Annotated in this window: 12 protein-coding genes; 11 read left to right on the top strand and 1 reads right to left on the bottom strand. The window is 71.3% G+C overall.

What is annotated here, in order from left to right:
- Window positions 1–7: 7 nt before the first annotated feature.
- The 10 genes from BMX74_RS21870 to BMX74_RS21825 all read left to right on the top strand — a co-directional run bounded on the left by BMX74_RS21870 (window position 8) and on the right by BMX74_RS21825 (window position 11,243).
- Entirely contained in the window at window positions 8–949 is a 942-nt protein-coding gene (locus BMX74_RS21870; RefSeq protein WP_055507149.1) for a sigma-70 family RNA polymerase sigma factor, read from the top strand.
- 411 nt (window positions 950–1,360) lie between these two features.
- The gene (locus tag BMX74_RS21865; RefSeq protein WP_176573520.1) at window positions 1,361–1,966 is read left to right on the top strand and encodes a DUF2291 family protein; all 606 of its coding nucleotides are present in this window, start codon (window positions 1,361–1,363) and stop codon (window positions 1,964–1,966) included.
- Window positions 1,963–3,549 carry a sugar ABC transporter ATP-binding protein gene (locus BMX74_RS21860; RefSeq protein ID WP_091102436.1) on the top strand — a complete coding sequence of 529 codons (1,587 nt, stop codon included), beginning with the start codon at window positions 1,963–1,965 and terminating at the stop codon, window positions 3,547–3,549. The genes BMX74_RS21865 and BMX74_RS21860 overlap by 4 nt, the downstream gene beginning before the upstream one ends.
- Window positions 3,546–4,673: an ABC transporter permease gene (locus tag BMX74_RS21855; protein ID WP_091102434.1), complete on the top strand. Its 1,128-nt coding sequence runs from the start codon at window positions 3,546–3,548 to the stop codon at window positions 4,671–4,673. The genes BMX74_RS21860 and BMX74_RS21855 overlap by 4 nt, the downstream gene beginning before the upstream one ends.
- Window positions 4,674–4,732: 59 nt before the next feature.
- Complete coding sequence (locus tag BMX74_RS21850) at window positions 4,733–5,728, top strand: D-ribose ABC transporter substrate-binding protein (protein ID WP_082535449.1); 996 nt, start codon at window positions 4,733–4,735, stop codon at window positions 5,726–5,728.
- Window positions 5,729–5,940: 212 nt separating this feature from the next.
- Window positions 5,941–6,747 carry a DeoR/GlpR family DNA-binding transcription regulator gene (locus tag BMX74_RS21845; protein WP_055507157.1) on the top strand — a complete coding sequence of 269 codons (807 nt, stop codon included), beginning with the start codon at window positions 5,941–5,943 and terminating at the stop codon, window positions 6,745–6,747.
- A 49-nt stretch (window positions 6,748–6,796) separates the two neighbouring features.
- Window positions 6,797–8,596 (top strand): dihydroxyacetone kinase family protein, encoded by a 1,800-nt coding sequence (locus BMX74_RS21840; RefSeq protein ID WP_055507160.1) that lies wholly within the window; start codon window positions 6,797–6,799, stop codon window positions 8,594–8,596.
- Window positions 8,593–9,693: an alcohol dehydrogenase catalytic domain-containing protein gene (locus BMX74_RS21835; RefSeq protein ID WP_091102432.1), complete on the top strand. Its 1,101-nt coding sequence runs from the start codon at window positions 8,593–8,595 to the stop codon at window positions 9,691–9,693. Before BMX74_RS21840 ends, BMX74_RS21835 begins: the two co-directional genes overlap by 4 nt.
- A 196-nt stretch (window positions 9,694–9,889) precedes the next feature.
- A complete protein-coding gene (locus BMX74_RS21830; protein WP_055507164.1) occupies window positions 9,890–10,360 on the top strand; it encodes a ribose-5-phosphate isomerase in 471 nt (156 codons plus the stop codon).
- Between the two features lie 94 nt (window positions 10,361–10,454).
- Window positions 10,455–11,243 carry a triose-phosphate isomerase gene (locus tag BMX74_RS21825; protein ID WP_256257065.1) on the top strand — a complete coding sequence of 263 codons (789 nt, stop codon included), beginning with the start codon at window positions 10,455–10,457 and terminating at the stop codon, window positions 11,241–11,243.
- Between the two features lie 210 nt (window positions 11,244–11,453).
- Here the strand turns inward: BMX74_RS21825 and BMX74_RS21820 are convergent, their stop codons facing one another.
- Window positions 11,454–12,023 (bottom strand): TetR/AcrR family transcriptional regulator, encoded by a 570-nt coding sequence (locus BMX74_RS21820; RefSeq protein ID WP_055507168.1) that lies wholly within the window; start codon window positions 12,021–12,023, stop codon window positions 11,454–11,456.
- 78 nt (window positions 12,024–12,101) lie between these two features.
- Here BMX74_RS21820 and BMX74_RS21815 point away from each other — a divergent pair, with 78 nt between their 5' ends.
- On the top strand, window positions 12,102–12,902 hold the full coding sequence (locus tag BMX74_RS21815; protein ID WP_218154012.1) for an alpha/beta fold hydrolase: 801 nt from the start codon (window positions 12,102–12,104) through the stop codon (window positions 12,900–12,902).

Below are 12,902 nucleotides of genomic sequence, written 5' to 3'. Positions count from 1 at the left end.
CCAGGGGATGGCAAGACCTACGGGGAGTCGCACGCAGGAGCAGCACGTCGCGGAGCGCGATCTGCTGGGGACGTACCTGGCCGAGATCGGTCGCGTCCCGCTGCTCACGGCGGAGGAAGAGGTTGAGCTCGCCAAGCGGATCGAGGCGGGACTCTTCGCCGAGCAGCTGCTCGACAGCGGCGGCACGGAGCCGCGCATCGGCGACGCGGCCGACGAGGAGCTGGAGCGCCTGGCGATCTCCGGCAGGCGGGCGAAGGACGAGTTCATCCAGGCGAACCTGCGCCTGGTCGTGGCGGTGGCCAGGAAGTACTCCGGCCGGGGGATGCCGCTCATCGACCTCGTGCAGGAGGGCAACCTGGGGCTGGTACGGGCGGTCGAGAAGTTCGACTACCGGCGGGGGTACAAGTTCTCGACGTACGCGACGTGGTGGATCAGGCAGTCGGTGGGGCGCGCCATCCACGAGCAGGCCCGCCCGGTGCGGCTGCCGACGCACGCCGGGGAGCAGATGACCCGGCTGATGCGGGTGCGCAGGGACATGCTGGCCGAGTTCGACGCGGAGCCGACCGACGACGACCTCGCCGCGATCCTCGACCTGCCGATCGAGCGGGTGCGCGAGCTGCGCCGCTGGGCGTCCGACCCGGTGTCGCTCCAGCTCGGCGTGGGCGACGAGGACGAGACCGAGCTCGGCGACATGATCGCCGACGAGACCTGGGCCGACCCGGAGCAGCAGGCCATCGACATCCTGGAGCGCGAGCGGCTCGACCAGTGGCTGACCGGCCTGGAGGGCCGTACCAGTGAGATGCTGCGCTGGCGCTACGGCCTGCTCGACGGTCGTGAGCACACGCTGACGGAGGTGGGGGAGCGCTACGGCATCGGCCGCGACCGCGCCCGCCGCATCGAGCGCGACGCGCTGGCCCGCCTGCGCAAGATGGCGACCGCCGCCGCCTGACCCCGCCACTTCCCGGCGAAGGCGCTCCCCTCGGGGAGCGCCTTCGCCGTTTTTCATGGGGGCACGCCGTCCAGCCGCATCCGTGGGGAACGTGCAGCCGCATCTGTGGGGAGGTCAAGCCGCGGCCGCAGGGGAGGTTCAGGCGCGTCCGTGGGGGAGGGACGGGACGCCGCATCTCGCCGACCGTGTGTCTGAGCGGTTGCTGTGCGTCGAGAGTGGTGAATGTCCGGGGTTGCGAGGAAATCTGCAGTTAACACTTGTGCCGGTGTAGTTCACACTCTACGCTGCGATTATCACAGACTTCCTGAGCACTTCCCCTCTGTCTTCCCAGAGTCTGTGGTGATCCCCCCTCTGGAGGTAGCGGGCATGAGTCCCGATCTCAAACATCGATCTGCCTCGGTGAAGTGGCTCGTGGGTGTCGTCGCCCTCGCGGCTCTGGTGGTCGCGGCGGCGCTCGACACCAAGGTCCTCTCGCCGCAGCAGGTGGCGGCACTCAACCCGCCCGCCTTCAACGCGGAGAGCTATGCGGCGGACAGGTTTCCCAAGGTCACAGCCCTGATCAAGGAGAAGGCCGTCGATCTCGCCGTGCTGGCCGCGGCCGTCGGATCCGACCAGGCGGCGGCCGGCGAGAAGTACGGTCAGGACCTCGGCAGCGGCAACTTCGCGTTCCCCGTCAAGGCGACGGGCACGGTCGAGGAGGTCGCCGACGGCTTCCTCCTGCTGGCCGTCCCTGACGTGCCGAAGGACGCCGTGGTGCGCGTCGCGGTGGGGCCGGCCGTCAGCGGGACGCCGGTTCGGGACGCCACGGGAACCATCAAGTTTGGTGATTTCACAGATCAAACTGACTACCAGTCCGTGGCGAACCAGTTCAAGCTTCAGATCCAGAAGACCGTGCTGGCCGGGCTCGACACCTCGTCGCTGAAGGGCAAGCAGGTCACCGTCCACGGAGCGTGGTCCACCGGCGGGCCCCCGAAGTCGTTCCTCATCCAGCCGGTCGCCGTCGAGGTGGCCCCGTGAGCGCCCGCCGCGACGGAGCCGCACGGGAGAACGCCCCGCTCCCCGACGACGTCGTCCTGCGCGCGGTCGACATCACCAAGACGTACGGCGTCACCCAGGCGCTCAAGGGCGTCAACTTCGAGGTTCGCCGTGGGAAAGTAACGGTTCTTTTTGGTGAGAACGGCGCGGGAAAGTCGACCCTGATGAAGATCCTCTCCGGGGTCGAGAAGCCGACGAGCGGCCACCTCGAACTCGACGGCGAGGTGATCGCCCTGGAGTCGACGACCCACGCGGTCGATCGAGGCATCTCGATCATCCACCAGGAGCTCAACCTCTGCCCCAACCTGAACGTGCGCGACAGCATCTTCCTCGGCCGCGAGCTGCGCCGCCGCGGCGGCGCGATCGACTACGCCAGGGAAGGCGAGATCACCCGCGAGGTGATGGCCCGGCTGGAGGAGGAGATCGCGCCGACGACGCTCGTCTCCGACCTGCGCCTCGGCCAGCAGCAGGTGGTGGAGATCGCGCGGGCGCTCGCCACGGACGCCCGCATCCTGATCATGGACGAGCCCACGTCGGCGCTGAGCGCGGCCGAGGTCATCGTCCTGTTCAAGGTGATCCGCGAGCTGAAGGCGCAGAACGTGGCCATCGTCTACATCTCCCATCACCTCGAAGAGGCGATCGAGATAGCCGACCACGCCGTCGTCTTCCGGGACGGGACGCTGGTCGCCACGGCGGACGCGGCCGACATCGACCTCCCCTGGGTGGTGTCCAAGATGGTCGGGCGGGCCGCCGAGTACGACTTCACCGGCGAGCCGCGCGAACACGGGGATCTCGCCCTCTCCATCGAGAACGTCCGGGTGCCGGACCAGGACGCGGGCGGCCGGCTGGCCGTCAACGACGTGTCGTTGCAGGTCCGGGCGGGTGAGATCGTCTGCCTGTACGGGCTGATGGGCGCCGGGCGGACCGAACTGCTGGAGGCGCTGGCCGGGCGGCAGCCCGTCGCGGCCGGTCGGGTGCTGCTCGGCGGGCAGGACCTGCGGCCGCTCTCCATCTCCCAGCGCATCGCCGCGGGCATCGGGCTGGTGCCGGAGGACCGGCAGCGCGACGGCCTCGTCCAGCTCATGTCGGTCGGGTCGAACATGTCGCTGGCGAGCCTGCGGTCCATGGTCAGGAGCTGGTTCGTCTCCAGGAAGAAGGAGAGCGCCGACGTCGGGTCCATGACCGGGGAGGTGCGGGTGAAGACCGCGGGTCCCGAGGCCCTGATCACCTCGCTCAGCGGCGGCAACCAGCAGAAGGTCGTCATCGGGAAGATGCTGCTGACCCGGCCCAAGGTGCTCCTGCTCGACGAGCCCACACGCGGCATCGACGTCGGCGCGAAGGGCGAGATCTTCGCGTTGCTCTTCCGCGAAGCCCGCAGAGGACTCGCGGTGCTGTACGCGACGTCCGAGATCAGCGAGGCGCTGACGGCCTCGCACCGGGTGGTGGTCATGTCGAAGGGACGCGTCGTGCGGGAGTTCGACCCCCGTACCACCAGCCGTGAGGAAGTCCTGGCCGCCTCCGGCGAGCCCGAGCCCGAAGCCCTACACATCGGAGCGAAGGAATGAGCGACACCCAGGCGGGCACCCAGGCCGCCACCGGCCCGCGGGCCCTGAGCCGCCGCGTGAACGTCAACAAGCTGCTCGTCGAGGGGCGCGCCCTCATCGCCCTGGCGATCATCATCATCGGCTTCTCGGCGATGTCGCCCCACTTCCTGGAGCCGGACAACCTCATCCTGATGACCCGGCACGTCGCCATGAACGCGATCCTGGCGATCGGCATGCTGCTGGTGATCCTCAACGGCGGCATCGACCTGTCGGTCGGCTCGACGGTCGGGGTGACCGGCGTGATCGCGGGATACCTGCTGCAGGGAGCGAACATCCCCTTCACGGATCTCGTCGCCTACCCGTCGGTGTGGGTGGTGATCCTCATCTCGGTGGCGGTGGGAGCCCTGGTCGGCTACGTCAACGGGCTGGTGATCACCCGGCTGAACGTCGCCCCGTTCATCGCGACCCTCGGCATGCTGTACGCCGCGCGCGGCATCGCCCTGCTGATCACCAACGGCGAGACCTTCACCGCGCTGCGCGGCGAGGAGAAGCTGGGCAACACCGGGTTCCTCTCCCTGCTCGCCGGCACCCCCCTCGGCATTCCGATGCCGGTGTGGCTGATGGTCGTCTTCGCCGTCGTGTTCTCCCTGCTGCTCAACCGCACCGCCTTCGGCCGCTGGCTGTACGCCACCGGCGGCAACGAGCGGGCGTCGGAGCTGTCGGGCGTACCGGTGAGGCGGATCAAGGTCCTGATCTACGTCCTCGCCGGCTTCTGCGCCGCCACCGTCGGTCTCCTGCTGACCGCCGACCTCCCGGCCGCGACCCCGCGCGGCGGTGAGCTGTACGAGCTCAACGCCATCGCCGCGGTGGTCATCGGCGGCGCGGCACTGTCCGGCGGCCGGGGCACGATCCGCGGCACGATCATCGGAGCCTTCGTCATCGGCTTCCTCGTCGACGGCCTCGTCCTGGTCGGGGTCTCCGTGTTCTGGCAGCAGGTGATCAAGGGCGCGGTCATCGTCCTCGCCGTCGCGGTCGACCAGATCCAGCAGAAGCTGCAGAAGCGCCGCGAGTTCAAGCGGGCCGCCGCGAGCCCGCCGTCCACGCCCGCCCCCGGCTCGGATCCGGCGCTCGTCGGCAGCCGGTGACACCGCCCCCGACCGATCACATCCCACCCCCATCCCCCACCATGAAAAGAAGGTGTCCGATGAAGCGCAGGCTCGCTCTGCTCTGCCTGCCGATGGCCCTCGCCGTCAGCCTGTCGGCTTGCGGCGGCTCCGGCTCCGGCTCCGGTTCCAGCTCCGGTCCCAGTTCCTCCGGCGGCTCCGGCGGCGGCGGCACGTTCGCCGTCATCACGGTCGACCCCTCCAACCCGTACTGGAAGGCCGAGGTCACCACCGCGGCGGCCGAGGCCAAGAAGCTCGGGTACGACACCACGGTGGACGCCCACAACAACGATCCGGACAAGCAGAACCAGTTCATCGACGCGGCCATCTCCAAGAAGGTCAAGGCGATCATCCTCGACCCGGCGGGCGCCAAGGAGAGCGTCGGGGCGGTGCAGAAGGCCACCGACGCCGGCATCCCGGTGTTCCTGGTCAACGCCGAGATCAACGAGCAGGGCATCGCGAAGTCCCAGATCGTGTCCAACAACGCCCAGGGAGCCACCCTCGGGGCCCAGGAGTGGGCCAAGGCCATGGGCGGCAAGGGCGAGTACGTGGAGCTGCTGGGCAACCCCACCGACAACAACGCCAAGGTCCGCTCCGACGGCTACGCCGAGGTGCTGTCCCAGTTCCCCGACCTGAAGCGGGTGCAGCAGGAGACCGCGAACTGGGACCGGGCCGAGGGCAAGCAGAAGATGGAGGTCATGCTGCGCGCCCACCCGGACATCACCGGTGTGGTGGCCGGCAACGACGAGATGGCCCTGGGCGCGGTCCAGGCGCTCAAGGACGCGGGCAAGCTGTCGAAGGTCAAGGTGCTCGGCTTCGACGGCAACCAGGACGCCGTCAACGCGGTCAAGGCGGGCGAGATGGTCGCCACCGTGCTCCAGCCCATCGTCCAGGGCACCACCCTGGCCGTGCAGCAGGCCGACAGCTACCTCAAGACCGGCAAGACCGGTGCCGCGCAGGAGAAGCAGGCACTCGACTGCATCCTCATCAACAAGGACAACGCGGACAAGCTCAACAACTTCGTCCTCAGTAACTGATTCACGACTAGGACGGACCGTTACCCGTCGACGGGCGGTCGGTCGTGGGCGGTGGCCGGTCCACCTCGCCCGCCGGCAAGGGCCTGGCCCGGCGGAGCGGCGGGGCAGCCGGTCGCCACATCTGGAGGATGCTATCCAGCGGCACGCGGGCCTTCTCCAGCGTCGCCTGTGTGCCAGTCCATGACCGACCCCCGCGATCACGAGGACATCAGATGAGCAACGGCCAAGGGCCATTCCGGCAGCGGGAGCGCAAGACCGAGACGCGGCAGCGGCAGATCGCCGAGCACGTCGCCGCTCAGGGCTCCTGCTCACCCCAGGAACTCGCCGCCGAGTTCAAGGTGAGCATCATGACGATCCACCGCGACCTCGAACAACTCGAGCGGCGCGGGATCGTGCGCCGGTTCCACGGCGGGGTCACCGCCCAGCCGTCCGGCGTCTTCGAGTCGCAGATGTCGTACCGGATGATGTCCAGGACGGAGGAGAAGCAGGCGATCGCGGCGGCGGCGCTGCGGTACGTCGACGCCGGCATGTCCGTGCTGCTCGACGACTCGACCACGGTCATGCACATGATCGACGGACTGCGCGACCGGGCCCCGCTGCACGTGGCGACGACGTTCCTGGAGGGCCTTCGCCGGCTCAGCCAGCTCGCGACCGAGGTGGACCTGACCGTCATCGGCCTCGGCGGGGTCTACGACATGCCGCACGACTCGTTCGTCGGGCTGCAGACCATCGAGCAGATCGCCGGCCTGCAGGCCGACGCGCTGTTCCTGTCCACCTCCGCGATCTCGCTGACGGACGCCTTCCACCAGGAGGAGCGCATCGTCGCACTCAAACGGGCGATGGTGCAGGCGGCGACCCGGCGGTACCTGCTGGTGGACCACAGCAAGCTGGGCCGCGTCGCCCTGCACAAGATCGTGCCGCTGGACGTGTTCGACCTCGTCATCACCGACTCGGGAGCGGACCCGAACGTGCTGGCCGCGTGGAAGGCGGCCGGCATCCGGTACGAGGTCGCCACATGACCGCCCATCGGCACCACCCCACATCGACACGCGCTTAGGGAAACTGGCGATGACGCATATCTACGACAACCCCTCGGACTTCAAGGAACACGTCATCGAGGGCTTCGCCGCGGCGTACGCCCGCTATGCCGAGCGGGTGCCCGGCGCATCCGGCTTCGTCCGGAGGGGCGGGCCCCGGGCGGGCAAGGTCAGCCTGGTCGTGGGCGGCGGCTCGGGTCACTACCCGTCGTACTCCGGCACGGTCGGCCCCGGCTTCGCCGACGGCTGCGTCCTGGGCGACGTCTTCGCCTCCCCCTCCGCGGAGCAGGTCGTGCGGGTCGCCCGGGCGGCCGACGGCGGCGCCGGCGTGATCCTGTCCTACGGCAACTACGCCGGGGACCGGCTCAACTTCGGCGCGGCGCAGGAGCGGCTGCGCGCGGCCGGCATCGACTGCCGCATGGTGTACGTCACCGACGACATCGCCTCGGCCGGTCCCGAGGAGGCCGACCGGCGGCGCGGCATCGCGGGCACCTTCCTCGTCTACAAGATCGGCGGTGCGGCCGCGGACAGCGGGTGCGACCTGGACACCGTCGAGCGGGTGATGCGCGCGGCCAACGCCGCCACCTTCTCGTTCGGGGTCGCGTTCGCGGGATGCACCCTGCCCGGCCGCGCCGAGCCGCTGTTCTCCGTCGACAAGGACCAGATGGAGTTCGGCCTCGGCATTCACGGCGAGCCGGGGATCCGTACGGGGGGCTGGATGCCCGCGGCGGAGCTGGCCCAGGCGCTGGTCGACGCCGTCCTCGCCGAGCGGCCCGCGGGCGCCGGCGGGCGGGCGGCGGTGATCCTCAACGGCCTGGGCAGCACCAAGTACGAGGAACTGTTCGTGCTCTACGGACACGTCCACCGCCTGCTCGCCGCCGCCGGGGTCGAGGCTGTGCTGCCCGAGGTCGGCGAGCTGGTGACCAGCCTCGACATGGCGGGCTGCTCGCTGTCGCTGACCTGGCTGGACGACGAGCTGGAACGGTACTGGGTCGCCCCGGCCGACACTCCCGCCTTCCGGCGCGGCGAGACCTCCACGCTGCCGACGTACGACCGCCGGGCCGCTGCGACGGAGCAGGAGGTGGCCGACGACCGTCCGGCGCAGGCCAGCCCCGCGTCCCGCGCGGCGGCCGCGGTCGCCCGGCGGGCCGTCGCGGCCATGACCGCGGTCGTGGCCGAGCACGAGGAGGAGCTCGGCCGGATCGACGCGGTCGCGGGTGACGGCGACCACGGCATCGGCATGCTCCGCGGGCTGCGCGCGGCCGAGGCGGCGGCCGAGGCGGCCGACGGCGGCGTCGGCGACGTGCTGACCGCCGCGGGCGACGCGTTCGGCGACAAGGCCGGCGGCACCAGCGGCCTGCTGTGGGGCGTGGCCCTGAGCGCCGTCGGCGCCGCACTCGGCAGCACCGCCGAGATCACCCCCGCGCTGCTCCGGGACGCCGTGCACGCCGGTGCGGCGGCGATCCAGCGGGTCGGCAAGGCCGAGCGCGGCGACAAGACCATGCTCGACGCCCTGCTGCCGTTCACCGAGGAACTGGACCGGCAGCTCGGCGCGGGAGCCGGCCTGTCCGGCGCGTGGCGCGCGGCCGCCGCCGCCGCGGTCGAGGCGGCGGCGGCGACCGCCTCCATGCGGGCGCGGGTCGGCCGGGCCCGGCCGCTGGCCGAGCGCGGCGTCGGCACGCCCGACGCCGGTGCCGTCTCGATGGGACTGATCCTCACCGCCGTCGGCGAGGTGCTCGCGCAGGCCGCGACCCTCGCGGACGCGCCCCCGACTCATGTGAATTCCACGAATCCGACCCCGGCCGATGTGACCGAAGGAGAACCGCGATGACCGCGACGAGCATTCAGCCGATTCCCGAGACCATGCAGGCCGTGGTCTGCCACGGCCCGGAGAACTACCGCCTGGAGGAGGTGCCCGTGCCCACGCCCGGCAAGGGCGAGGCACTCGTCCGCGTCGAGGCGGTCGGCATCTGCGCCAGTGACCTGAAGTGCTACCACGGCGCGGCGAAGTTCTGGGGCGACGAGAACCGGCCCGCGTGGGCCGAGACCGAGGTCATCCCCGGCCACGAGTTCGTCGGTGAGATCGTGCAGCTCGACGAGGAGGCCTCCCGCCGCTGGGGCGTGCAGGTCGGCGACCGGGTCGTGTCCGAGCAGATCGTGCCGTGCTGGACGTGCCGGTACTGCCTGCGCGGCGAGTACTGGATGTGCGCCCCGCACGAGATGTACGGGTTCAAGCGCCGCCACCCGGGAGGGATGGCGTCCTACATGGTCTTTCCGGCGCAGGCGCTCGTCTACAAGATCAGCAAGGACCTGCCTCCGGCCCACGCGGCGTTCACTGAGCCGCTGTCGTGCGCGCTGCACGCCGTCGAGCGGGCGAACATCCGGTTCGAGGACGTGGTGGTCGTGGCCGGCTGCGGCCCGATCGGACTCGGCATGATCGCCGGTGCGGCCGAGAAGTTCCCCGCCGAGGTGATCGCCCTGGACATGTCGGACGAGAAGCTGGAGCTCGCCAAGCTGTGCGGCGCCACCCGGACGATCAACGTCGCCGAGCAGGACGCCGTCGCGATCGTCAAGGAGCTCACCGACGGCTACGGCGCCGACGTCTACCTGGAGGGCACCGGGCATCCCTCGGCCGTGGCCCAGGGCCTGAACCTCCTCCGCAAGCTCGGCCGCTACGTCGAGTACAGCGTCTTCGGCTCCGACGTCACCGTCGACTGGAGCATCATCAGCGACGACAAGGAGCTGGACGTCCTCGGCGCGCACCTCGGGCCGCACTGCTGGCCGGCCGCGATCCGGCTGCTGGAGTCCGGGAAGCTGCCGATGGACCGGATCTGCAGCCACCAGTTCCCGCTGAGCCGGTTCCAGGACGGGCTGGACATGGTCGCCGACGGCTCGAAGTCGATCAAGGTGAGCCTGATCCCCGAGTGACGGCGCCGGCGGGCCCGGCCTCCGGCAGGTCCTGCCGCCGGCCGGCGGCAGCCGGCGGGCCCCGCGCCGGCTCCCGCCCACACCATGCCGGCGCGGCGCCCGCCGGCTGCCGCGGGCCTCGCGCCCAGGACCGAACGGGGCGACGCCGCCGCACCCGCGGCGGCGTCGCCGAAGAACCCCACGAAGGAGAACGTCGATGGGTGACAGACTGCGGATCGCGCTCGGCAGTGACGACGCCGGGCTCCGCTACAAGACACAACTCGCGAAAGATCTGCAGGCCGACGACCGGGTGAGCGAAGTGATCGACGTCGGCGTCGACGAGGACGAGGAGACCCACTACCCGCACGTCGCCGCGGCGGCGGCCCGGCTCATCGTCGAGGGCAAGGCCGACCGGGCCCTGCTCATCTGCGGCACCGGCATGGGTGTGGCGATCACCGCGAACAAGGTCCCGGGGATCCGGGCGGTGACCGCCCACGACAGCTACTCGGTGGAGCGGGCGGTGCTGAGCAACAACGCGCAGGTGCTCTGCATGGGCGAGCGGGTCGTCGGCCTGGAACTCGCCCGGCGCCTGGCCAAGGAGTGGCTCGGCTACCGCTTCGACCCCGGCTCCGCCTCGGCGGAGAAGGTCGCCGCGATCAGCGCGTACGAGGCCGGCGGCGAGGCGTGACGGCACGTCGGCGCCCCGGCCTCCCCGGTGGGGGACACAGCGGGCGACGGCGATGACTCCACGACCGAGCGAGAGAGAGGAGCCGGCGCGGGCCATGGTCTGGATCGGTACGAGCTGGAAGATGAACAAGACCATCGCGGAGAGCCGCGAGTACGCGCGGCTGCTCGCCGAGGCGCTGGCCCGGACGCCGCTGCCGGACGAGGTGCGGCCTTTCGTCCTGCCGGCGCACACGAGTCTCGCCGCCGTCCGCGACCAGCTCGCCGGAGCTCCCGTGCTGCTCGGAGCGCAGAACGCGCACTGGGCGGAGGAAGGCGCCGGTACCGGCGAGGTCTCCATGCGCATGGTCGCCGACGCGGGCGCCCGGCTCGTCGAGATGGGCCACTCCGAACGGCGGGAGCAGTTCGGGGAGACGGACGAGACGGTGGCGCGCAAGGCCAGGGCGGCGGTCGATCACGGCCTGCTGCCGCTGATCTGCGTCGGGGAGCCGGGGGCGGTGCGCGGGGCGGGTGACGCGGAGCGGTTCGTCACCGCGCAGGTGCGGGCGGCGCTGTCGCGGCTCCGCCCGGACGAGGTACGTCAGACCTTGATCGCCTACGAACCGGTGTGGGCCATCGGGGCCGGCGGCACGCCCGCGACCCCGGAACAGGTCGCGCCGGTGATGGGCCGGATCGCCGAGGAGGCCCGGCGGCTCGGTGACGGCGACGGCTGCCTGGCCCTGCTGTACGGGGGCGGCGTCGACGCCGGCAACGCCGCCGCGCTGCTGCGCGAGACGCCGGCCGACGGCCTGTTCGTCGGGCGGGCCGCGTGGAGCGTGGACGGGTTGCTGCGGCTGCTCGCGATCGGCCGCCGGCACGCCGAGGCGCCGGCGCTCGGAGGGGCCTGAAGCCGAAGGCCGACCGGCCCGGCGGGGGAGGAGAGATCCAGGCGCGCGCTGCCGAGGAGGGGATCCGGGGCGGGCTGCCGGGGAGGGGTCCGGGTGGCGGGCTGCCGGGGAGGGGTCAGGACCGCCGCGAACGGCCACCGGCCACGCCTGGGCTTCGGCCGCTGTGGCCGGTTGAACCTGTGCGGGCCTTTGGGGCGGCTGTGGCGGCGTTCACGGGGTTTTGAGCAGGCGGTTGAGGAAATCCTCCACGGCGGCCTCGGCGGTGGCCGTGGCGCCTCCACGGGCCACCAGGAGGGCGCTCTCGTTGATCGCCCCCAGCAGCATGTGCGCGTAGACGTCGAGATGCTCGCGCGGCACCGTTCCCGCGGCCTTCAGTGCGGCCTTCAGCATCCCGAACGAGTAGCGCTCCTCCATGGCGCGCCAGCGCTCCCACCCCAGCACCGACGGCGCGTCGATCAGCACCACGCGCCGGATCACCGGGTCGCCGGCGAGCCTGATCCAGGCAAGAGCGCCCGTCCTGAGCGCCGCCGCCGGGTCGGCCACGCCGCGCACCGCGTCGGCGATCCTGGCCCCGATGGCCGACTCGGTGGCCTCCAGCACCGCCTCGAACAGGGCGTCCTTGCCCGCGTAGTGGTGGTAGAGCGCGCCACGGCTGAGCCCGGTCTCCTGCAGGACGGTCTCGATCGAGGTGTCGTCGTAGCCGCGTTCGGCGAACAGCCGGGTGGCGATGGCGAGCACCCGCTCGCGGGTGGCCGCGCCGCGGTCCGCCTTGAGGTTCATGCACCCACTCTAGACAAACCGACTGTCAGTCGGTAATTTCACCGACCGACAGTCGGTCTGGAATCTGGAGGGGGACCCGTGGATGGCATCACCTACGTGGACGAGGGCAGCGGCCCCGTCGCGCTGTTCGTGCACGGCGTCGGCACCGGCGCCCACCTGTGGCGCAACGTCATCGCCGAACTGCGCGGCGAACGCCGCTGCGTGGCGCTCGACCTGCCGCTGCACGGCGGCAGCGCGCCGCGCGACGACCTGTCCATACCGGCGCTCGCCGACGCCGTCGAGGAACTGTGCGACGGGCTCGGGCTCGACCGGGTGGACCTCGTCGCCAACGACACCGGCGGCGCGGTCGCCCAGGTCTTCGCCGTCCGCCACCCGGAACGGCTGCGCACGCTCACCCTCACCAACTGCGACGTCCACACCAACACGCCGCCGGAGGCGTTCAGGCCCACGGTGGAGCTGGCCGAGCGGGGCGAGCTGGCGCCGCTCGTCGGCGCGCTGCTCGATCGGCCCGAGCTGATCGTCCACACCGCCTTCGGCCAGAGCTACGAGCGCATCGACGACCCCGCGGCGGTCGTGGACGCCTACCTGCGCCCGATCCTCGCCAAGCCCGGCGGCGCCCGCGCCTTCGAGCGGCTCGTCGCCTCGATCGACGCCGCCGACCTCGTGGCCGTCGAACCGGGCCTCGCCGCGCTCACCGTGCCCACCCTCCTGGTCTGGGGCACCGGCGACGTGTTCTTCGACGTGAGCTGGGCGTACTGGCTGCGGGACACGATCCCCGGCGCGCGCGAGGTGGTGGAGATCCCGGGCGGGCGGCTGTTCTTCCCGGAGGAGCGGGCCGCCGAGCTGGTGCCCTGCCTGCGGAGGTTCTGGGCGTCCTAG

It is taken from the genome of Nonomuraea pusilla (genome assembly GCF_900109355.1).
Lineage (GTDB): Bacteria > Actinomycetota > Actinomycetes > Streptosporangiales > Streptosporangiaceae > Nonomuraea > Nonomuraea pusilla.
This window is presented reverse-complemented; position numbering and strand designations above follow the sequence as displayed.